The 20,487-nt window shown below is 64.3% G+C and carries 18 protein-coding genes; 14 read left to right on the forward strand and 4 right to left on the reverse strand.

The features are described from left to right. Window positions 1-11: 11 nt before the first annotated feature. The 3 genes from ACLKOZ_RS04010 to ACLKOZ_RS04020 are packed head-to-tail and all read left to right on the forward strand — an operon-like array spanning window position 12 to window position 2,757. Window positions 12-677 carry a GntR family transcriptional regulator gene (locus tag ACLKOZ_RS04010; RefSeq protein WP_436472983.1) on the forward strand — a complete coding sequence of 222 codons (666 nt, stop codon included), beginning with the start codon at window positions 12-14 and terminating at the stop codon, window positions 675-677. Beyond that, window positions 674-1,624 carry a dihydrodipicolinate synthase family protein gene (locus ACLKOZ_RS04015; RefSeq protein WP_436472984.1) on the forward strand — a complete coding sequence of 317 codons (951 nt, stop codon included), beginning with the start codon at window positions 674-676 and terminating at the stop codon, window positions 1,622-1,624. The genes ACLKOZ_RS04010 and ACLKOZ_RS04015 overlap by 4 nt, the downstream gene beginning before the upstream one ends. After that, window positions 1,621-2,757 carry a mandelate racemase/muconate lactonizing enzyme family protein gene (locus tag ACLKOZ_RS04020; RefSeq protein ID WP_436472986.1) on the forward strand — a complete coding sequence of 379 codons (1,137 nt, stop codon included), beginning with the start codon at window positions 1,621-1,623 and terminating at the stop codon, window positions 2,755-2,757. The genes ACLKOZ_RS04015 and ACLKOZ_RS04020 overlap by 4 nt, the downstream gene beginning before the upstream one ends. Before the next feature lie 35 nt (window positions 2,758-2,792). Here the strand turns inward: ACLKOZ_RS04020 and ACLKOZ_RS04025 are convergent, their stop codons facing one another. Next, a complete protein-coding gene (locus ACLKOZ_RS04025; RefSeq protein ID WP_436472988.1) occupies window positions 2,793-3,785 on the reverse strand; it encodes a bile acid:sodium symporter family protein in 993 nt (330 codons plus the stop codon). A 154-nt stretch (window positions 3,786-3,939) separates the two neighbouring features. Here ACLKOZ_RS04025 and ACLKOZ_RS04030 point away from each other — a divergent pair, with 154 nt between their 5' ends. After that, a complete protein-coding gene (locus ACLKOZ_RS04030) occupies window positions 3,940-5,091 on the forward strand; it encodes a diguanylate cyclase (protein WP_436472990.1) in 1,152 nt (383 codons plus the stop codon). A gap of 11 nt (window positions 5,092-5,102) precedes the next feature. Here ACLKOZ_RS04030 and ACLKOZ_RS04035 read toward each other — a convergent pair whose 3' ends face one another. Together ACLKOZ_RS04035 and ACLKOZ_RS04040 are read right to left on the reverse strand one after the other, a co-directional pair. Then, a complete protein-coding gene (locus ACLKOZ_RS04035) occupies window positions 5,103-6,605 on the reverse strand; it encodes a SulP family inorganic anion transporter (RefSeq protein ID WP_436472992.1) in 1,503 nt (500 codons plus the stop codon). 6 nt (window positions 6,606-6,611) lie between these two features. After that, window positions 6,612-7,718, reverse strand: a complete 1,107-nt coding sequence (locus tag ACLKOZ_RS04040) for a GTP pyrophosphokinase (protein ID WP_337350566.1) — start codon at window positions 7,716-7,718, stop codon at window positions 6,612-6,614. 145 nt (window positions 7,719-7,863) lie between these two features. On the opposite strand from ACLKOZ_RS04040, the gene ACLKOZ_RS04045 reads away from it, so the two are divergent. From ACLKOZ_RS04045 to ACLKOZ_RS04090, 10 genes are all read left to right on the forward strand, one after another. Continuing rightward, entirely contained in the window at window positions 7,864-8,667 is an 804-nt protein-coding gene (locus tag ACLKOZ_RS04045; protein ID WP_436472995.1) for an alpha/beta hydrolase, read from the forward strand. A 237-nt stretch (window positions 8,668-8,904) separates the two neighbouring features. After that, window positions 8,905-10,185, forward strand: a complete 1,281-nt coding sequence (locus ACLKOZ_RS04050; protein WP_436472997.1) for an ABC transporter substrate-binding protein — start codon at window positions 8,905-8,907, stop codon at window positions 10,183-10,185. An 80-nt stretch (window positions 10,186-10,265) separates the two neighbouring features. Then, window positions 10,266-11,153 (forward strand): carbohydrate ABC transporter permease, encoded by an 888-nt coding sequence (locus tag ACLKOZ_RS04055; protein ID WP_337345283.1) that lies wholly within the window; start codon window positions 10,266-10,268, stop codon window positions 11,151-11,153. Continuing rightward, window positions 11,153-12,103, forward strand: a complete 951-nt coding sequence (locus tag ACLKOZ_RS04060) for a carbohydrate ABC transporter permease (RefSeq protein WP_337345284.1) — start codon at window positions 11,153-11,155, stop codon at window positions 12,101-12,103. The genes ACLKOZ_RS04055 and ACLKOZ_RS04060 overlap by 1 nt, the downstream gene beginning before the upstream one ends. A gap of 67 nt (window positions 12,104-12,170) precedes the next feature. Then, complete coding sequence (locus ACLKOZ_RS04065; protein ID WP_436473000.1) at window positions 12,171-13,214, forward strand: LacI family DNA-binding transcriptional regulator; 1,044 nt, start codon at window positions 12,171-12,173, stop codon at window positions 13,212-13,214. A gap of 39 nt (window positions 13,215-13,253) precedes the next feature. Then, entirely contained in the window at window positions 13,254-14,837 is a 1,584-nt protein-coding gene (locus ACLKOZ_RS04070) for a glycoside hydrolase family 32 protein (protein ID WP_436473002.1), read from the forward strand. 11 nt (window positions 14,838-14,848) lie between these two features. Then, the gene (locus ACLKOZ_RS04075) at window positions 14,849-16,255 is read left to right on the forward strand and encodes a NosD domain-containing protein (RefSeq protein WP_436473004.1); all 1,407 of its coding nucleotides are present in this window, start codon (window positions 14,849-14,851) and stop codon (window positions 16,253-16,255) included. A gap of 61 nt (window positions 16,256-16,316) precedes the next feature. After that, window positions 16,317-17,255 (forward strand): carbohydrate kinase family protein, encoded by a 939-nt coding sequence (locus ACLKOZ_RS04080; protein ID WP_376044760.1) that lies wholly within the window; start codon window positions 16,317-16,319, stop codon window positions 17,253-17,255. Between the two features lie 174 nt (window positions 17,256-17,429). Continuing rightward, window positions 17,430-18,650: an MFS transporter gene (locus ACLKOZ_RS04085; protein ID WP_436473006.1), complete on the forward strand. Its 1,221-nt coding sequence runs from the start codon at window positions 17,430-17,432 to the stop codon at window positions 18,648-18,650. Window positions 18,651-18,684: 34 nt separating this feature from the next. Continuing rightward, entirely contained in the window at window positions 18,685-19,644 is a 960-nt protein-coding gene (locus ACLKOZ_RS04090; RefSeq protein ID WP_436473009.1) for a LysR family transcriptional regulator, read from the forward strand. Between the two features lie 69 nt (window positions 19,645-19,713). Here the strand turns inward: ACLKOZ_RS04090 and ACLKOZ_RS04095 are convergent, their stop codons facing one another. Further along, window positions 19,714-20,487 carry an SDR family NAD(P)-dependent oxidoreductase gene (locus ACLKOZ_RS04095; RefSeq protein WP_436473011.1) on the reverse strand — a complete coding sequence of 258 codons (774 nt, stop codon included), beginning with the start codon at window positions 20,485-20,487 and terminating at the stop codon, window positions 19,714-19,716.

The raw sequence follows: 20,487 nt of genomic DNA on the forward strand, positions 1-20,487 counted from the left end.
AAGGAATTATTGTGATCACTGAATCCACGCCCACCGGTCTGCTGCCAGCCTCGTCCCGGACCGGCCTTGTGGTGGAGGCGCTTCGGCGGTCCATCCTCACTGGCGAACTACCTGCCGGGCAGCCCCTGGTTGAGACCGAGCTGGCCCGCCGATTCGGCATTTCCAAAACTCCCGTGCGGGAGGCCCTGAAGACGCTCGTCGGCGCAGGCCTGGTCACCATGAGCGAATACAAGGGCGCCACCGTGCGGGTAGTGGATGAGGAGATGGCCCGCAGCGTCTTTGATGTCCGCTCCCTTCTGGAACCGGTGGCGGTCGCGCGGACCATTGAACGCGGCTTCGACGTAGAGCTTGCACAGGAAGCGCTGGACCGTGCCTCGTCTTCAGTCGATGAAGCTGAACGAAGCCTGGCCAACCGCGACTTCCATCAGCTGCTGTATTCCAACTGCGGCAACCCTGTCCTCGTGGACATGCTGGACGGCCTGCGCGAGCAGACCGCGCTGATTTCAGTCAATGCCTGGATCCAGCAGCCGTCGTGGGATGAGGAGGCGGCCGAGCATGCCGAGATTCTCGCTGCGGCGCGCAACGGCGATGCCGGCCGGGCAGCGGAGCTGGTCCTCAACCACATCAACAGTTTCGAGGTCCGCGCAGTCGGACAGATCGCTGGCAGAAAACGATGACATTCCCCGAGTTCCGGACAGCCCTTGCAGACGTGGTTGCGATTCCCGTGACCCCCTATCGGCACGGCGCCGTGGATGTCGCTGCGTTCAAGAAGCTGCTGCGGCGGCTGGTGGACAACGGCGTCACCACCATCACGCCCAACGGGAACACCAGCGAGTTCTACGCACTGACTGCCAGGGAACGCCATCAGCTCATCGAGGCATCGGCTGACGCGGTTGGCCCGGAGGCCTACCTGCTTTTGGGTATCGGCCACGACGTGGACTCTGCCATCTCCGATGTCCGGGCCGGCGTGGCAACAGGAATCCGCATGGCGATGATCCACCAGCCGACCCATCCCCATGTCTCTGCTGCAGGCTGGGTGGAGTATCACGCCCGGATCGCCTCAGCCGAGCCGGACGTCGCCTTCGTGCTGTACATCCGCAATGAGTGGGTGACAGCAGCAATGCTGGTTGAGCTCGCCGGCCGCTGCCCGAACGTCATCGGCATCAAGTATGCGGTGCCTGACCCCGCGCAGTTTGCCCGGATCCGGGATCTGGCCGGCGCCGATCGGTTCGTCTGGATCGCCGGACTGGCGGAACCATACGCCTTGTCCTATGCGGCCCACGGTGCCACTGGTTTTACTTCCGGCCTTGTCAACGTGAACCCGCAGCTGTCCCTCTCCTTGCGGGACGCCCTGCGCGTAGGGGACTACCGGCTGGCGGGAGTGCTGTTGTCCCGGATATCCAGGTTTGAGGAGCTGCGGGCAGAGGACAGATCCGCCAACAACGTGAGCGTGGTCAAGGAAGCGCTGTCCCAGCTGGGCCTTTGCGAGCGGACCATCAGGCCGCCCAGCCATGAGCTCAGTGAAGGCGCCCGCGAAGAGATCGCGGGCATCCTGGCGGACTGGAGCACCACTCATAACCTCTTTCCTGTGGGCGCCCACACGGACACGGCAGTGAACGCATGAAGATCACCGGGTTCAAGACCTTCATGCAGCGTGTGGGCAACCGGCCAAGGCTGCTCTTGCGCGTGGACACGGACGAAGGCATTTCCGGCTGGGGCGAGGCATACAACCACGGCCCGGACTGGGCCCTCGTGCCAGTGCTGGACTACTTGTTTGAACAGGTCAAGGGCGACGACCCCCGCCGCGTGGAGTATGTGACCCAAAAGCTTATCCGCAAGGCGCGCTTCCCCCAGGGGGCGATTGGCCTCGCCGCGATCTCCGCCGTCGATCATGCGCTCTGGGACATTGCGGCCAAGGCACTGGACGTGCCTGTGTATAGCCTTCTAGGCGGGACTGTGCGCGACAGGGTTTCCGTCTACGCCGGCGTCTACTCGGCGCCGGACCCAGCTGAGTGCCGCGCCGTGACCGAGGAGCTGAACGAACGGTACGGCTTCACGGCCTTCAAACTCAGCCCGTTCCGGGGCGACATCCACAACCGGCGGTGGGGCCTCGTCGTGTCCGAGACGGCGGATTATTTCGCCGCCGTCAGGGAGGCCTGCCCCGATGCCTGGGACTTCGCGTTCGACGCCCACGCGAAGATCTTCGAGCCTTTCCAGGCCATCCAGCTGGGCAACGCGCTCGCGCCGTACCAGCCGCTGTTCTTCGAGGAACCTATCCGGCCTGAGTTTTTCCCTGCCTGGCACCGGTTGCGCGCCGAACTCCAAGTGCCACTTGCCACCGGCGAAAGCCTGTACTCGCCCAACGAGTTTCTGAGCCTGCTGTCCGGAGGCGGGGCAGATATCGTCCAGCCGGACATTTGCGTGGTGGGCGGAATTTCCCAAATGCGCAGAATCGCAACCATCGCCGAGGCGCACTTCGTCACGGTGGCACCGCATAACCCGATGGGTCCCCTGGCGGTTGCGCACAACCTCCACTTCGCGGCAGCATGCAGCAACTTCTCCATCCTCGAGTACAAGCTGGAGGAGACCACCTGGTGCCCGGACCCCTACCTGCCGGTCGACGGCCACCTCGAACTTCGCCCTGACCGTGCCGGCTGGGGAATCGACATCGATGAGGCGGCCCTGAGCGAGCACGACTACATCCACTGGGAACGCCAGCTGCCCACCAGGCCCGACGGCTCCCTCGCGTTCTGCTGAGCAGCGCCGGCCTGGAGGGTCCCGTTTCAGGCGGCCTACGCGTCCTGCAGCGGGCGCCGGGCCAGCCAGGCCGCGACGATGGCGCCGGAGATGTTGTGCCAGAGCGAGAAAACGGCGGACGGCAGGGCAGCCAGGGGCGAGAAATGGGCGGTGGCCAGCGTGGCCGCCAGCCCGGAGTTCTGCATGCCCACCTCGAACGCGAGGGCGCGCCGTGCCTTGTCGTCCAGCCGGCCCACCTTCCCGGCCAGGTAGCCCAGGCCCAGGCCGAAGCCGTTGTGCAGCACCACGGCCAGGAACACGATGCCGCCTGCAGCGACGATTTTGCTTGAGCTGCCGGCCACCACTACGGCAACGATCAGGGAAATCACGACGGCGGACGCCCAAGGAAGCGCGGGGAGAACCTTCGCCACGAGCTTCTTGAGGAAGAGCCGGGCGAGGAGGCCTGCGACCACGGGGAGCAGCACGGTCTTGACGATGTCGCCCACCATGGCCCCGGCGTCGATCTGTAGGTAGGAGCCAGCGAGGAACAGCACCAGCAGCGGCGTGACGATGGGTGCAATGAGGGTGGAAACCGAGGCCACCGCCACAGAGAGGGCCACATCGCCCTTCGCCAGAAACGCCATCACATTGGACGCGGTCCCGGACGGCGCGCAACCGACCAGGATGAGCCCCACCGCCAGTTCAGGTTCGAGGTTCAGTGCCACGGCAATCAGCCAGCCCGCGCCGGGCATGATCACATAGTGCGCCACGATCCCCAGCACTACGGCCCAGGGGCGTTTGGCCACCGCGGCGAAGTCCGGCGGAGTGAGTGTCAGGCCCATGCAGAACATGATGATGCCGAGCAAGTACGGCACGCTGGGACCCAGGGGCTGGAAGGCTCCCGGAATGAAGAATCCCAGCACACCTGCCGCTACTACCAGGAGCGGGAAGACGGTGACCGCGATCCGGGCGATCTTCGCTTCCGCGGCCAACGCAGCATTGACGGGCGGCTCGACAGGAGAATTCTGGGATTTTGTTGCCTCAAGCATCCAATCATGCTGGCACTGCCGGGCGTCCGGTGCCAGTCGGTGACCCCGCACGGTAACAACCCAGGCCGTCTCTTTGTGGGTTTCTGCCCGGTACGGCGCGGAGCAGTGCGATACTGAGTTTTGCATCACATCGGCGTCTGGGGGAACTCGAAACATGGTTCTGGATACGGCAACCCTCAGAGTGGCCTTCGGCCTTATGGCTTTGGTGCTGGGACTCCTGTTCTATTTTTCGGCATACCGCATCACGCGCTCGCCCTACAGCGGCTGGTGGTGCCTGGCGCTGGTTTTTTTCCTCGCCGGATCCGCGGCTTTCCTCCTGGACGGAACGGCGCATCAGTGGTGGGCCAATCCGCTGGGAAACGTGTTACTGGTCCACGGCGGGGTGGCGGTCTGGGCAGGAGCCAGATCGCTCCGGGAGGTCCGCCCGCGGCGCTTGCTTTTCACGGCGGTACCACTGGTTACCCTCGTGGCGTCAGCACTCGACAGTCCTGCGACAAACACTTGGTCAGGTGGTCCCGTTTTCCTCGGCGCGATGTGCCTGACGATCGGGCTCGCGTCAAGGGAGCTTTGGCGGCTTGAACCCGGATACTCCCGGGTCAGGGTCCCGATGGCGGCCGCCGCGGGAGGGCTGTCTGCGTTCTACTTCGGCCGGCTCGTCTTCTTCCTGCTGGAGGGCCCGGGCGGCCCCACCTTCGACACCTACTTTGGGTCCGAAGTGACCACGCTGGTCACCATGGTGCTGCTGGTAGTGGTGTCCTTCAGCATGTCCGCGCTCAGCAGCGAACAGCAGACCCGTGCACTCCGAATGGTAGCCACCCGGGACGACCTCACCGGACTCCTTAACCGCAAGGCCTTCATTGAAATAGCTGACGAACACCTTGCCGACCCTGCCGTCACCCGGGCAACGGGGGCCCTCATTCTCGCCGACCTGGACCACTTCAAGGCCGTCAACGACACCTATGGCCACGCCGCAGGCGATGTGGCCCTTCAGGCTTTCGCCGCAGCCTGCCGGGAAACCGTGCGCTCGACCGACCTGGCTGGCCGGTACGGCGGGGAAGAGTTCATTCTCCTCATCCCCGGAGCCACAGCCGACCGTGCCGAACGGATTGCCGACGCGATCAGCCAGCGGCTCGCGGATTCCGCCCACCGGGAGGGGCCAAGGATGCCCACGGCCAGTTACGGCATCGCCACGTACGACGCCGGGACGCCAGGTTTGGAGGCCCTGATCGCCGCCGCGGATGCGGCACTTTACGAGGCCAAGTCGCAGGGCCGGAACCGCACCGCCCGTAGCGATACAGCGCGCTGACGGGCGCCGGTTCAGTGGCCAGCGTTGAGCTTGCCGGCCAGCCGTTCCCGCATCTGGATGCTGGCCGAGTTCAGTCCGATCAGGTCCACTTCCCGGCCGTGCCGGCGGTACTTTTCTGTCACGGCGTCCAGCACTGCAATAGTGGAAGCGTCCCAGAGGTGTGAAGCGTGCAGGTCAATCACTACCCGGCTGATCTCCGGCTCCGCGTCCATCGCGTACTCGAACTGCGTGTAGAGGTCGTTGGAGGAAGCGAAGAAAAGTTCGCCGTCCACGGTGTAGGTTGCCACCGACTCGCCGTTCAGCTCCACGATGGTGCGCTCGACCGTCACGAAGTGGGCCACGCGGCGGGCGAACATGGCCATCGCGGCCAGCACGCCTGCGCCGACTCCGATGGCCAGGTTGTGCGTGGCTGAGACGACGGCCACGGTGATCACCATGACGGCCGTTTCGGACTTGGGCATACGGCGAAGGGTCCGCGGAGCAACGGAGTGCCAGTCGAAGGTGATGGCGGAAACAAAGATCATCACGGCCACCAGCGCGGCCATGGGAATGAGCCCCACTACGTCGCCCAGCGCTACAACCAGCACCAGCAGGAAGACGCCGGCAAGGAATGTGGACACCCGGCTCCGTGCTCCTGAGCCCTTGACGTTGATCATGGTCTGGCCGATGACGGCACAGCCGCCCATGCCGCCCAGGAAGCCGGTGACGATGTTTGCGACGCCCTGGCCCCAGGATTCCCGGGTTTTGTTGGAGCGTGTGTCAGTGATGTCGTCCACGAGTTTTGCGGTCATCAGCGATTCCAAAAGCCCCACGAGGGCCATGGACAGGGAGAACGGGGCGATCACCTGGAACGTCTCCCAGGTCAGCGGCACGTTGGGGAGGAACAGCGAGGGCAGGCTCTCAGGCAGCTGGCCTTTGTCCTGGACGGCCGGCACGTCCACCCCGGCTACAACCACAAACGTGGTGAGCAGGACGATGGCCACGAGCGGTGAGGGTACCGCCGTCGTTATTCTCGGCAGGAGCACCACGATGACCAGGCCCACTGCCACCAGCGGATAAACCATCCACGGCACGCCGATCAGCTCGGGGACCTGGGCCATGAACACCAGGATGGCGAGGGCGTTCACGAACCCCACCATCACCGACCGCGGGATGAAGCGCATCAGCCTCGTCACCCCAAGGACCGCCAGCAGGATCTGGAAGACCCCGGCCAGGATCACCGCCGCTATGAGGTAGTCCAGGCCGTGGCTGCGCATCAGCGGTGCTATCACCAGTGCCACGGCTCCGGTGGCCGCCGAAATCATGGCGGGCCGGCCGCCCACAACGGAGATGGTGACGGCCATGGTGAAGGAGGCAAACAATCCGATCCGCGGATCGACGCCAGCGATCACCGAGAACGCGATGGCTTCAGGGATGAGGGCAAGGGCCACCACCAGTCCTGCCAGCGCCTCGGTCTTGAGCCGGCGGGGGGAGCGGAGGGTGGCCCTGACGGACTGGAGCTGCAGGGGCTGCATGGATCCCTATTTCTTGGTCTGGCGGTAGCGCTCGATCTGTTTCAGCCGCCGCAGGAGGCTGTCGCGCCGGGGGTGCGGTACGGCGTCGGGCGCCTCGGCGGTGAGGTCAATGTGCTTGGTTCCGTACTGCCACAGCAGGAGGTCATCCAGCAGGCGGTCCGGTCCGGGGGAGTACCGGTGGTCCAGTGCTTTGCGGACCTCGGTGATCCGGTTGGCGCTGAGCAGGCCGGCGAGCTGCACGGTCTGGTTGAGGCCGTGGGCCGCCATGAGTTCGGCGGCCCAGCCCCAGTCATCATCAACTTTACGGTCCACGTGGGGCAGCAGCGTACGCCAGACATCCCGGATGCGGTTGGGAGTGAGCTGGGCCGCGCCTTCGCCTTCGACGTCCCAGTAGCTGCGGACTTCCTCATAGCGTTCGTGCAGGTCCGCGAACGCGCTCTCCACGGTCTCCAGCATGGCGGCCGTGGCCGTGAACTGGCGGTCGAAGTGCGGCGTCCAGGCGCGGGGGTCCTCGGCCTTGAAGCGGATGTCGTGCTCGATCTCGCTCCAGGCGTGCGCAAAGACGGTCCGGATCTGGCACTCGAAGAAGTAGCTGCCGTTGGGCTGGATGTCCGGGTTGAAGACCTGTTGGTACTCCTTGACGGCCTCGTTCTGGATGGTCCGCAGGATGAGGTGGCGGCTGGAGTACCCGTACGTGCCCGACTCGATGGAGCCGATGTCCTTCTCGCGGTCGCCTCGGCAGTCGAACACGCTGCGCTGGCGCTTGATCAGATTGGCCACCAAAGCGTTTTCGGCCGGCAGCTTGGTGATGACGCGGACACCCACCATGTCGTTCAGGGTCCGGAACGGGTCCGGGAACTTCAGGACCGGCGGGCCGCCAGGTTCCAGGGGTTCCTCGATGCGGGAAATCTTCTCCCGGAACGACTCAACGCTCTTGGTGCGGCCGGTGACAAAGAGCGGGGTGACTTCGGTGTCCTTCAGCATGTCGCGGAGGATGTAGAGAACGTCCTTGGTGACCAGCTTGAGCGCAGGCCGGACGCGCTCGTAGATCTCCACGTTCTCCTGCACGGATTCGCGGAGGCTGACATCCAGGCTGTCCCAGTTACTCGGCATGGCTCCAGCTTACGGCGGGGTTCCGACAGCGGCGTCCCGGCGCTCACGGTAGGCTCGGGCACATGGCTGGGCTGCGGCGTCGGGGCCCTGACCGCCGCATGTTTGCCAGGCACGCAGGGGACCGTCCCCCGCGGGAGAGGGCGCAGTGCAGCGGCATAAGTACCAGTACGGTGAGGATCCCAGCCAGTGGGGGGAGCTGTATCTCCCGGAAATGCCCGACGGCGGTGCGCACCGCGGCGTGGTGGTGGTCATCCACGGCGGCTACTGGCGCTCGCAGTACGGTGCGGAGTTGGGTGAGCCCCTGGCCAGGGACCTGGCTGCTCACGGAATTGCCGCGTGGAACCTGGAATACCGGCGGGCCGGTAACGGCGGCGGCTGGCCCAACACCTTTGCTGACGTACTGGCCGGGATCGACAAGCTCGCGGACCTCGCCGCCGGCCATTCCCTGAACCTGGACCGCGTGGTGGCACTGGGCCACTCGGCAGGCGGACACCTGGCGGTGTGGGCTGCGGGGCGCGACCGGCTGGCCCAGCTGGGACTGCCCGACGCCGACCGTCAGGTCCCGCGGCATGACGGTGCCGGTGCGGTGCGCCTGACCGGCGTGGTCAGCCAGTCCGGGCTTCTCAACCTGGCTGAGGCGGAGAAGCTGGACCTCAGCAATGGTGCCGTGTGCAACCTGCTGGGCGGGTCGTCGTCGAAGTATCCGCTGCGGCTCCGCTATGCCGATCCGATGACCGCGATCCCGCTGGATATCCCTGTCCACGTGGTCCACGCCGTAGGGGACGGGGACGTACCGCTGAGCCAGGCTGAGTCCTATGCTGCTGCCGCCAGTGCGGCCGGCATGTCCGTACGGCTCACCAAGGTGCCGGGAGACCACTACGACCTGATCGATCCCAAGTCCACCGCGTACAGGCAATGCAGGGAAATGGCGCGGTACTTGCTGGGCTGATCCGGCCAGTTTTTGTGGACGTTCGCGGCAGGGGAATCTGCCGCTATGCCAAAAGGATTTTTCTCAATCCCGCATTGTGTGACGGGCCCCAGCACTAACCGGCCAGCCAGACTTCAAATGTGACGCTTGACACCTCTCCAGCGATGGTTCTATATTGTTGCCAAGTCGTTTTAGCAAAACGATTTTTCACCCCAAGCATCTCGCCATTTCCGTTCGAGAGAAAGTGAGTCGACAGCGATGTCCACTCGAAAGACCATCAACAGGTTCGCCACCATCGGCGGCATCTGCACCGCCGTCGCACTGGTAGCCACAGGCTGCGGCGCAGGGGGCCCGACATCCACGGGTAGCGCCGGCACCAGCACCGTCAACGTCCTGGTGGAGGCTGGCGGCCACGCCGAACTGACCGGCGTTGCCGAGCAGTGCAAAAAGGACGCGGGAGTCGACGTGAACTTCGTCGAACTGCCCTACGACGGCATGTTCAACCGCCTCTCCAGCGAATTCTCCTCCGGCAACGTCTCCTTCGACGTTGCAGCCCTGGACTCCGTCTGGCTGCCCAGCTTCAAGGACGCTGTCCAGCCCATCGACGAGATCTTCACCGACGAGGCCAAAAAGGACATCTTCCCCGCCCTCGTCAAGGAAGCGAACGTGGACGGACATTTCATCGGCCTGCCCGCCTGGACTAACGCAGAGATCATCCTCTACCGCAAAGACCTCTTTGAGGACGCCAAGAACAAAGCAGACTTCCAGGCCAAGTACGGTTACGAGCTGACCGCCCCCACCACCTGGAAGCAGTACCAGGACATCGCGGAATTCTTCACCAAGGACGGCATGTACGGCACCGACGTCAAGGGCGCGGTGGAAACCGAATGGCTCGCCCACGTCCTGCAGGCCGGCTCACCCATGGTCCTGGATGAGGACAACAAGGTGGTCATCGACAACGACGCCCACAAGGAAGCACTCGACTTCTACGTCAGCCTTTCCAAGTCCGCCCCGTCCGGCGCCGCCCAGGTGGACTGGGCTGCCGCCCAGAACCTGTTCAACCAGGGCAAAACGGCAATGACCCGCTTCTGGGCGCACGCGTACAGGCAGATCCCCAAGGATTCGCCAGTTGCCGGCAAGGTGGGCACCGCGCCCATGATCGCCGGATCCGCCGGTATTGGCGGTGTCCCGGGACCGTGGTACCTCACAGTCCCGAAGGCCACCAAGAACACTGAAGCGGCCAAGAAGTTCATCAAGTGCGCCTACGACAACAACAGCATGGGTATCGAATCCAGCCTCGGCCTGGCTTCCCGTATCTCCGCGTTCGAGAAGTACCAGGACAAAGAGGGCTACGAGAGCTTCGGGCCGTTGATCGAGACCCTGAACGGTAAAGCGACGGCCACCCGCCCCGCGACTGAAAAGTGGCAGCAGATCGTAGACACGGTACTGGTTCCCATGCTCCAGAAGGCCGTGGCCGGCGGGGACTCCGCCACCCTCCTCGCAGACGCCAAGAAGCAGATCGAGGACCTCCTTAAGTAAGACCCCCGTGGCCGGCACCTGCCGATACGGCACTCGTAGTCCGGTGCCGGCCACGGTCCCAACCAGCGGAAGAGAAAACCGTGCGTATCTCCGATCGCCGCTTCGCATTGTTCCTGATGACACCAGCGGCGCTGTTCCTGGCAGTTTTTGTCGCCTTCCCGCTGTTTCGCCTCGTAGCGGACAGCTTCTTCAAGATCTCGCCGATCGCCGGCGGCCCCCGCGACTTCGTGGGCCTGGATAACTACTTCCGGGCCTTCGCCTCGGAAGCCTTCATGGGCGCAGGTTGGCGGACCCTGGCCTACACCCTGGTGGTGGTCACCCTCGAATTCGCCCTCGGGCTGGGCATGGCGCTGCTGTTCACCACCCTCGGGCGCAGCTCCCAAATCTGGCGGACCGTGTTCATGTACCCGCTGATGATCGCCCCGATCGTGGCAGGCCTCCTGTGGAAGTTCCTGATGATCGATAACTTCGGGCTCATCGGAACCCTCCTGCACCAGGCCGGCATCCTGTCCAACCCCAATCAGATCGGCTGGCTGTCCGATCCCAACATTGTGCTGTTCTCGGTGGCCATTCCGGACATCTGGTTGACCACGTCCTTCATGTGCCTGGTGCTCTTTGCCGGCCTGCAGAACATTCCAGGTGACCTGATCGAAGCGGCGCGCCTTGACGGTGCACGCGCACCGGCTCTGCTGTTCCGCATTATCCTGCCCCTGCTGCGGCCGGTCATCGCCGTCGCCCTGGTAGTCCGCGGAATCGACGCGGCCCGGGCCTTTGACACCATCCTTATCCAAACCAACGGCGGACCGCAGTCCGCCTCGGAAACCATGAGCCTGCTGATCTACCGGACCATGATCCGCTTCGGTGATCCCGGGCTGGCAAGCGCCATGGGCACCCTCTATCTGCTGGCCATGCTCGCCGTTGCATTCGTCGCGGTGTCCACCATCTGGCGGCCAGGAAAGGACAACTGATGCGCGTCGCTGAACGAATCAGGCCCGACGGCGGGAAGTCGCGCGCGGTGACTGCCGAGAATTCTGTGCCAACCACGCATGCCGGTGGCCGCAAGCGCCGGGGCGTCAATCGCGAAGGCCTGGAGGCCGGCCGCCGAAGCACCAGGGCACTGCTGTGGATCCTCCTCGCGGTAGCTATGGTGCTCTACGGATTCCCGTTCCTGTACCTGCTCTTCACGTCCTTCAAGACGCCGATCGATACCATCGCGGTGCCGCCCACCATCCTTCCCCGGGAATGGACGTTGGAGAACTACACCAACGCGCTTGGACGCAACGGTGTCCTCGCCTCCTTCATCAACAGCACCCAGACGGCCATCATCAGCACCGTGCTTTCGCTCGTGCTGGCGGTCCCGGCGGCCTACGGCATCACCCGCTACAAAACCCTCAGCGGCAGGATCTTCATCATGGCCGCCCTGGTGACCCGCATGGTGCCGCCGGTGGCGATCGGTATTCCGCTGGCCTCGATGATGGCAGCCGTTGGCCTGTCAGATACCCCCATTGCCCTTTCCATAGCCCACACCACCATCTCGCTGCCGCTCTCGATCTGGCTGATGTCCAGCTTCTTCGAAGCGGTGCCGCAAGACTTGGAGGAAGCCGCGACTGTGGATGGTTGCAGCCGGCTCGGAGCCCTGTGGCGGGTGGTGATCCCGGTGGTCTCCGGCGGTATCGCCGTCACCGCGATCTTCGCCTTCCTGGCCTCCTGGAACGAGTTCCTCTTCGCACTCCTGATGACAGCGATCCGCTCCCAGACAACGCCGGTGGTGATCGCGAACTTCCAGACCCAGTTCGGCCTGGACTGGGGCTCCATGACCGCGCTGGCCGCCGTTTACTCCATCCCGGTCATCCTCCTGACCCTTCTCCTGCAGCGCAAGATCGTCGCAGGCATGACGCTCGGCGCGGTCAAGGGCTAGAGATGGCAACGAGTAGCCTACTGGTAACCCTCAGGGGCATCGCAGACCATAAGGACGTGGGAGACAGATGAGCAACAAGAACATCGGTATCAAGGACGTGGCCGTCGCCGCTGGTGTGTCCGTGACAACTGTCTCCCACGTCCTCAACGACGTTTCCTACGCTCGAATCAGCCCGGAGACCAAGGACAAGGTCAGGAGCATTGCGGAGCAACTTGGCTATGGCCCCAACCGCCTTGCCCAGGCTCTTCGCACCCAGAGGACTGGCATGCTGGGCTTGGTCAGCGAGGATATCGCCACCACACCCCACGCCGGCCGGATCATCCTCGGCGCTGATGAGGCCGCCAAGGCCCGGGGTTATAACCTCATGATCATCAACACCTCCGGTTCGGCCAGTTTGGAGTCCAGGCAGGCCGACGTCGAGGCACTGTTGGATCGCCGGGTGGACGGAATCCTCTACGCCACGATGTACCACCGCAATGTGGAACTGCCGGCCAACCTCGGCAGCGTGCCCTCCGTCCTGGTCGACTCGGTGGCCATTGGCGGAAATATCACAGCGGTGGTCCCGGACGAGGATGGTGGTGCACGTGCCGCTGTTGGCGCGCTCCTGGAAGCAGGGCACACGCGGGTGGGCTTCATCAACAACACCGACGATGTCCCGGCAACCCGCCAGCGGCTCCAGGCTTTCCGGGCCACGCTCACCGAAGCAGGGCTCGACGGCGACGCGGCACCCGTCGAGTCCGAGATCTCCGAGGTGCAAGGCGGCTATGAAGCGGCCCGGCGGATCCTGGCACGCGAGGACCGGCCTACCGGCTTGTTTTGCTACAACGACCGGATGGCGATGGGAGCCTACCGCGCCGCTGCGGAGCTGGGACTCACCATCCCTGCTGACCTTTCAGTCGTCGGCTTCGATGACCAGGTATTGATCGCCGCCAACCTCCACCCCGGCCTCACCACCGTGGCCCTGCCCCACTACGAGATGGGTGCGTGGGCCACCGAGCACCTAATTGACGCTGTCGAGGGGAAGACCGACCTCACCCTCATGGCACTCCACCCGACCATTCTGAGCTGCCCCCTGGTGCGCCGTGATTCCATCGCGGCTCCCCGGCAATAGGCAGCCACCCCCTTCCACTTCCCCAGAGGAACGCCAGACATGACCAGTGCCCTTGATGCCGCACGCCCGGAAACAACCCCTGCCGGAACCTCGAGGTTCCGGCCTGCCATCCACTTCACGGCAAGGGATACCTGGCTGAACGACCCCAATGGCCTGGTTTTCTACGAGGGCCTGTACCACCTCTTCTTCCAGAACAACCCGTACGGGAACGTCTGGGGAAACATGTCCTGGGGCCACGCCACCTCCAGTGATTTGCTGCACTGGACCGAACACCCTGTTGCCATTGCCTGCGACGACGCAGAGGACATCTACTCTGGCAGTGTGGTAGTCGACTACGGCAACACGTCAGGTTTCAGCACGGCCGACGCACCTGCCCTCGTAGCCATTTACACCAGCGCCTACAAAGCCGCGTCGGAACACAGCGGCACGCAGGCGCAGTCCCTGGCTTACAGCACAGACGCAGGAATGACGTGGCGAAAATACGAAGGCAACCCGGTCCTCACCAGAGACTCCACGCACTTCCGCGATCCCAAAGTCTTCCGCTATGACGGGGACGAAGGTGCCTGCTGGATCATGGTCGCCGTCGAAGCGCAGCACCAAAAGGTGGTCTTCTACCGTTCGGAGGACCTCACGTCCTGGGACTTCCTGAGCGATTTCGGGCCGGCCAACGCCGACGCCGGGGAATGGGAGTGCCCCGATCTTTTTCCCCTGGCGGTGGACGGGGACCCGGAGAATATCAAATGGGTCCTGATTGTAAACATCAACCCCGGTGGAGTAGCAGGAGGTTCCGGCGGCCAGTACTTCGTCGGCCATTTCGACGGCGTCCGCTTCGTTCCGGACGCCGGTTCACTCGCGGCGCCGGCTGGGGTGTCCGCCATCGCCGAGCCTGAGGCGGCCGCTGCCGCCCTGCGGCAATGCCAATGGCTGGACTGGGGGCGCGACTGCTACGCCTCCGTATCCTTCAGCAACGCCCCGGATGGCCGGCGCATCATCATCGGCTGGATGAACAACTGGGACTACGCCAACGAGCTGCCCACCGCCCCCTGGCGGTCCTCGATGACCCTTGCCCGCGAAGTGCGCCTCACAGGAGTCAACGGCTCTGCCTGCCTGATCCAGCGCCCGGTCCTGGCCGGCCCGGGTGCAGGAGACGAGCGGCATGCTGCCAAGGACCAAATGACCGCAGAGCCCTTTGAGCTGCGGAATTCGGCCCTCCGGTTGCCGGATGCGGTGCCTGGTAGCGCCCAAATCATCGAGGCGGAGATACAGCCCGGAAGCGCCGAACGTTTTGCTTTCCGACTCTTCGGAAGCCGTGACGGGAGCCAGGGCACCCTTCTCAGCTACGACACGACCAGCGCCCAGCTCATCCTTGACCGCAGGCAGTCAGGCAACACAGGATTCCACGAAAAGTTTCCATCCGTGGCATCAGCCCCGCTGGTACTTGATGACGGCGTGCTTAAGCTGCAGATCGTCGTCGACCATTGCTCGGTGGAAGTCTTCGCACAGGGCGGCAGGGTGGTCCTGACTGACCTCATCTTCCCCGAAACCGAAAATTCGGAGAACTGGATATCGGCTGAGGGCGGCTCAGCAACAATACTGAAACTCGCGGTCTCGACACTCACCTAGGGGAAGAACCTATGTCAAGCAACAACTACTACGACGTGACGACGTGGCCGGTCGGCAATCCGTCCGAGGACGTCGGTGAAGTAATCAACAGCATCATCGCCGACATCAAGGACCGGCAGACCGTCACCGATGCGAACAACGGAGGCAAGCCGGGCGCGGTGATCTACATTCCGCCGGGGGACTACCACCTCCGTACGCAGGTGGTGATCGACGTCAGCTTCCTTCGAATCCAGGGCTCGGGACACGGCTTTACGTCCTCAAGCATCCGGTTCAACGTTCCCGAAGACGAATGGCCCAACTTGCATGAGCTGTGGCCAGGAGGCAGTCGCGTTATTGTCGACATTCCCCTCGGCGAAGGCCGGGAGGAATCCAAGGGAGCCGCCTTCTACGTTGAGCGAAGCGGGAGCCCGCGAATCAGTTCAGTCGAGTTCTCCAACTTCTGCATCGACGGGTTGCACTTCAACTCGGATGGCTCGGGAATGCCTCCGGAGAACACCTACGTCAACGGCAAGACCGGTATTTATGTGGCGAGCGCCAATGACTCATTCCGCGTCAATGGCATGGGGTTCGTCTATCTTGAGAACGCCCTCACCATCTACAAGGCGGACGCCCTTTCCATTCACGACAACTTCATCGCTGAGTGCGGAAGCTGCATCGAACTGCGGGGGTGGGGACAGGCATCAAAGATTACCGACAACCTGGTGGGAGCAGGCCCTAAAGGCTATTCGATCTACGCAGAGAACCACGGCGGGCTCCTGATAACCGCGAACAACGTCTTCCCCCGTGGTGCGAGCAGCGTCCATCTCAGCGGCGTCACGCGTTCAAGCGTCTCCAACAACCGTTTGCACTCGTTCTACCCAGGGATGGTGATTCTCGAAGCCGACAGTTCGGAAAACCTCGTGGCCACGAACCACTTCTTGCGTGACCATGAGCCCTGGACGCCCTTCCTGGGAGTGGACAACGGACTGAACGAGCTCAACGGACTTCTTTGTGTCAGCGGCAGCAACAACTCCGTGATCGGCAACCACTTCTCCCAGATCATCGACTCAGAGAGCATCCGGCCGGCAGGAGCGATGCCTGTCATCATCCGGCTGCTGGCCGGGTCGGGCAACTTCGTCTCCAACAACCACGTGGTGGCGATGGACGTTCGCTCCACGTCAAGCGACTCCTGCTTCGAGGCTCAAGTGGACGCTCTGTTGACCACCCAGGCTTCGGATGGGCTTCCCGTTACGGCCGTGATGGTCGATTCCGAATCAGTTCGGAATACGATCCTGGATTCCGGAACCGAAGCCCAAGTTATCGCAGATAGGGCTGTGAACGCCTTGAGGACCACGCCCACGGTCGGTTTCACAGTACAAAGCTCAGAAGCAGTGGACCCCCGCCTCAGCACTCCAGCGCCGCCGCAAAGCAGCCCGTAATGGTGGCCGGGATGGGTGATGGCGGGTGTCCGGGGCCAGCTTCTCTGGCAGAGTATGACCCATGCTCACTGTAATCGGCGAGGGCCTTGTTGACGTTGTCCAGCGCGCCTCCGGAATCGAAGCCCACGTGGGCGGCAGCCCCCTCAATGTCGCGGTAGGGCTCGCCCGCCTGGACCACCCGGTCCAGTTCATCGGCCGCTATGGCCGCGACGCATACGGTGATTCCGTCGCTGCGCACCTTCGCGCCAGTTCAGTGATGCTGCCGCAGGGACCGGACGACCTCCCCACCAGTGTGGCCACCGCCCTGATAGACGACGACGGCGCCGCCACCTACACTTTCGACCTCACGTGGGAACTCCCAGGGCTGGCGGACCGCCTCGCTTTTATGCTGCAGGGCACCACCCTGCTGCACACTGGATCCATCGCCACGATGCTGGCGCCGGGCGCGAGCGCGGTGCTCGCCGCCGTCGAATACGCACACCCGCGCGCCACCATCAGTTTCGATCCCAACTGCCGGCCCAGCATCATCACCGACGTGGATTACGCACGGAACCAAGCGGAGAAGTTCGCCGGCCTGGCGGATGTGGTCAAGGCCTCCGACGAGGACCTGGAGTGGCTCTATCCCGGGGTTGACCCGCTGGACTCAGCCCGCCGCTGGCTGACCCTCGACGGTACGGAGGGGCCGGCGATGGTGGTGGTCACCCGCGGCGCTGCGGGCCCCTGGGGCATCACGGCGGCTGGCGAAGCGGTGTATCCCGCGCCCGAAGTAGTGGTGGCAGACACCGTTGGCGCCGGCGACTCCTTTATGGCGGCGCTGCTGTCCGGGATCGTGGACCGTGGCCTGGACGGTGCGCAGAACCGGAAGGACCTGCGTGAGCTTCCGGCCGAGGGGTTGGCCGACCTCCTTGCCCACGCCTCCCGTGCGGCCGCGGTCACCGTGTCGCGGCCCGGCGCCAATCCGCCCACCCGCGCGGAACTGAACGCCGTCCCGGGGGAGTAGCGCCGGGTGCCCAAGGGGCGCGGGGCAGCCGAGGCAGACATCCGTCCCATGGATACCAGCTATCTCAAATGCTTGATTCCCCGATAGCCCATGCCTTGCCAGAGTGAGGGAAGTCACTTGGCGCCTATATCAGCGCCGTCCCTTAGTGACCACCAAGAGGCTAAGGAAAATTCAATGGAGAATACTCAGCTCAAGGGCACCGAAACCAGTAACGAAACGTCCGGTCCCGCGCCGTCGCGGACGGCCGGACGACTCCAGGCGACCCTCCTGGTTGCCGGCAGTTGCATGCCGGTGCTGGGGGCCGTACTGCTTGCACCCATCCTCCCCACCCTGAACCAGGCGTTCGCGGACACCCCTGGCGTTGCCATTTTGGTGCCGCTCACCCTGACCCTGCCAGCACTGTTCGTGGCGCTTTTCTCGCCCCTGGCCGGCTATGTGGCCGATCGCCTGGGGCGGAAGCAACTGCTGGTCGTCGCCATGCTCGCCTACGCCGCCTTCGGCACAGCACCGCTTTGGCTGACCACCCTGGAATCCATAGCCATGTCGCGGGTCGGCGTCGGTATCGCTGAAGCCGCCATCATGACGTGCTGCACCACCCTCATCACGGACTACTACTCAGGCGAGCAGCGGAACAAATACCTTGGGCTTCAGACCATGGTCAGCGCGCTCGCGGCCACCGCCTTCTTCGCTCTCGGAGGCGCCTTGGGCAGCATCGGCTGGCGGACCCCGTTCTGGCTCTACGCTGTCAGCGCAGTCATCGTCATCCCCATGGTCTTCAAGCTCTGGGAGCCGGCAAAGAGCCAGCGCACGACGGCGGCCAAAACGCCGGTGCCGTGGCGGCAGATCGGCGCCCCGGCCGCGGTGACGCTTTTCGGCGGAGTCGTTTTCTACGCACTCATCGTGCACTTGCCGTACGTCATTACCGGGCTGGGTGTGGGCGATGCCGCCCTTATCGGACTGGCGGCAGCCATCGCGTCCCTCGCTACCGCCGCAGGAGCCATCTCCTTCCGCTACCTGGCAAAGCTGGGCACGCGGAACCTGCTGGCACTGGCGTTCGGGCTGGCCGCCGTCGGGCTCTCCCTGGTCTCGGTGGCGGGCAACGTGCCACTGGCGATCGCAGGGGCAGTCATCGCCAGCGCCGGAACGGGTGTGCTGTTGCCAACCCTGCTCACATGGGCCGTGAATGGCCTCGAATTCCAGCAGCGTGGCCGGGGGACAGGCATCTGGACGGGGACGCTGTTCATCGGCCAGTTCCTGACGCCCATCGTCCTCGGAGTAGCCGCCGCAGCACTGGGCAGTCTGGGCTTCGCGTTGGGGGCACTGGGAATCGCGTGCGCGGTGGCGCTGCTAGCGGTCCTGATCCGGGGTCCGCGGACGGTGCCCGTCAACCTCTAAAGGACTCAGGTCCATGTGTGGATAACCTATGGGTATGAAGAACCTGGACCTGAACCTGTTGCCCCAGCTGCAGGTCCTGCTGGAGCTGAAGAACGTTTCCCGTGCCGCAGAGCGGCTCCAGCTGAGCCAGCCGGCCACCAGCGCGGCCATGGCCAGGCTCCGGCGGCATTTCGACGACGAACTCCTGGTCCGGAACGGCCGCACGTACGATCTCACGCCCTTCGCGCATTCCCTGGTCCCGCTGGTTGATGAAGCCATGCTCCACATCCAGCGGGCCACGCGCGTCCGGTCCGGTTTCGATCCCGCCACCAGCGAGCGGGAGTTCATCATTGCCGCCTCGGACTACGCGGCGGCGCTGATCGTTGGGCCGCTGCGGGGCATCCTGCGGGAGGAGGCCCCCTCCGTGTCAGTGGATTTCGTCCCTACTGCCGGTTCCAGGTTCCAGGGCCAGATGGCTGACTATTCGAAAATCGATTTGCTCGTGGGGCCGACGGGGTACCACATGCAGGGCGCCAGCAAGCAGTTGTTCCGCGACAGCTTCGTTGCCGTGGCTGATACCGGTAACCCGCTGCTCCGCCAGCCCCGGCTGACCCTGGCGGACCTGGTTACGGTTCCCCACGCCGTCGGCTATTTTGGGGAGGGAATCAGCACTCCTGCCGACAAGCTGTTCGAATCAAGCGGGATGCAGCGCCGGGTAGCCGCAGTAGTGGCAGGTTTCCTGTCCCTGCCGTTGCTGGTCGAGGGAACTGATTTGGTGGCGGTGGTGCCACGCATGCTGGCAGCCAGGGCGCAGCGCGGGGCCGAGATCGTGGTGCTGGAGTTCTCGGAGGGGTCCGAAGCTTCCCTGGTGGAAGCCATGTACTGGCATCCGTCCCAAACGGAAGACCCGGCCAGCGTCTGGCTGCGCTCGGTGGTCCAGCGCGCGTGCTCCAGGCTGCACGAACTCTTCCCGGTCACGGCCCACCCGGTGCCCATCACCATCCCAACTAGGTAGCAGTTGATGTCGTTTTGGGCGCTCATAACGACATCTGCTGCTACCTAGTTGGGATTGGGGGAGGACGGGTCAGCGCATCGCGTCCGAGACTGACTTGGCGCCACCGTGGCCAGACTGGCCGCCGTCCACCGGAATCTCTGCGCCCGTCACGTAGGACGACAACGGGCTCAGGAGAAACAGCACGACGCCGGCTACCTCCTCCACGCTTCCAGTCCGTCCCAGCGGGGTCTCGGCCAGCGTGGCATGCTTGAATTCCGGCTTGGCGCTCGCCGTCATGGGCGTTTCGATGAAACCCGGGTGGACGGTGTTTACCCGGATGCCGCGCGGGCCAAGTTCCATGGCCGCCACTTGGGACAGTCCCCGCAGGGCCCACTTGCTGGCGGTGTACGCCACCGGATAATGCGCCGTCAGGCCTGCAACGGAGCCCACGTTCACAATCGCAGAGCCGCTGGCCATCAGAGGCGTGAGGGCCTGGATTCCGAGTAGGGCTCCGGCGACGTTCACTTCATAGACCCGCTGCAGGTCAGCCACCAAGACATCGAGCAGCCTGCTCCGCTGGGTGATCCCGGCGTTGTTGACCAGTCCGTCCACCTGCCGCCCCTCGGACCGGATCCAGTCAGCGAGGCCGGCCCAATGCGAGGCATTGGACACGTCAAGTTGCCGGTACAGCAACGCGCCCGCCGAGGCTGGAGGCAAGGCCAGGTCAGCCGGCATCTCCGCCGCGAGGTCGGTGGCGATGACCAGCGCTCCGGCTTCCGCCAGCAAACGGGCCTCGGCAGCGCCCTGGCCCTGCCCGGCGCCGGTGACAACCACCGTCCGCCCCTCAAGCTGAAGGGATAGCAC

This window comes from Arthrobacter sp. R4 (assembly GCF_051365025.1).
Classification (GTDB): Bacteria; Actinomycetota; Actinomycetes; order Actinomycetales; family Micrococcaceae; genus Arthrobacter.

Coding starts and splice junctions, on each gene's coding strand:
- ACLKOZ_RS04030 (WP_436472990.1), top strand. CDS start 3,940: ATGGTTCTGGATACGGCAACCCTCAGAGTGGCCTTCGGCCTTATGGCT.
- ACLKOZ_RS04085 (WP_436473006.1), top strand. CDS start 17,430: ATGGAGAATACTCAGCTCAAGGGCACCGAAACCAGTAACGAAACGTCC.
- ACLKOZ_RS04070 (WP_436473002.1), top strand. CDS start 13,254: ATGACCAGTGCCCTTGATGCCGCACGCCCGGAAACAACCCCTGCCGGA.
- ACLKOZ_RS04060 (WP_337345284.1), top strand. CDS start 11,153: ATGCGCGTCGCTGAACGAATCAGGCCCGACGGCGGGAAGTCGCGCGCG.
- ACLKOZ_RS04090 (WP_436473009.1), top strand. CDS start 18,685: ATGAAGAACCTGGACCTGAACCTGTTGCCCCAGCTGCAGGTCCTGCTG.
- ACLKOZ_RS04035 (WP_436472992.1), bottom strand. CDS start 6,605: ATGCAGCCCCTGCAGCTCCAGTCCGTCAGGGCCACCCTCCGCTCCCCC.
- ACLKOZ_RS04015 (WP_436472984.1), top strand. CDS start 674: ATGACATTCCCCGAGTTCCGGACAGCCCTTGCAGACGTGGTTGCGATT.
- ACLKOZ_RS04080 (WP_376044760.1), top strand. CDS start 16,317: ATGCTCACTGTAATCGGCGAGGGCCTTGTTGACGTTGTCCAGCGCGCC.
- ACLKOZ_RS04050 (WP_436472997.1), top strand. CDS start 8,905: ATGTCCACTCGAAAGACCATCAACAGGTTCGCCACCATCGGCGGCATC.
- ACLKOZ_RS04020 (WP_436472986.1), top strand. CDS start 1,621: ATGAAGATCACCGGGTTCAAGACCTTCATGCAGCGTGTGGGCAACCGG.
- ACLKOZ_RS04065 (WP_436473000.1), top strand. CDS start 12,171: ATGAGCAACAAGAACATCGGTATCAAGGACGTGGCCGTCGCCGCTGGT.
- ACLKOZ_RS04040 (WP_337350566.1), bottom strand. CDS start 7,718: ATGCCGAGTAACTGGGACAGCCTGGATGTCAGCCTCCGCGAATCCGTG.
- ACLKOZ_RS04025 (WP_436472988.1), bottom strand. CDS start 3,785: ATGCTTGAGGCAACAAAATCCCAGAATTCTCCTGTCGAGCCGCCCGTC.
- ACLKOZ_RS04075 (WP_436473004.1), top strand. CDS start 14,849: ATGTCAAGCAACAACTACTACGACGTGACGACGTGGCCGGTCGGCAAT.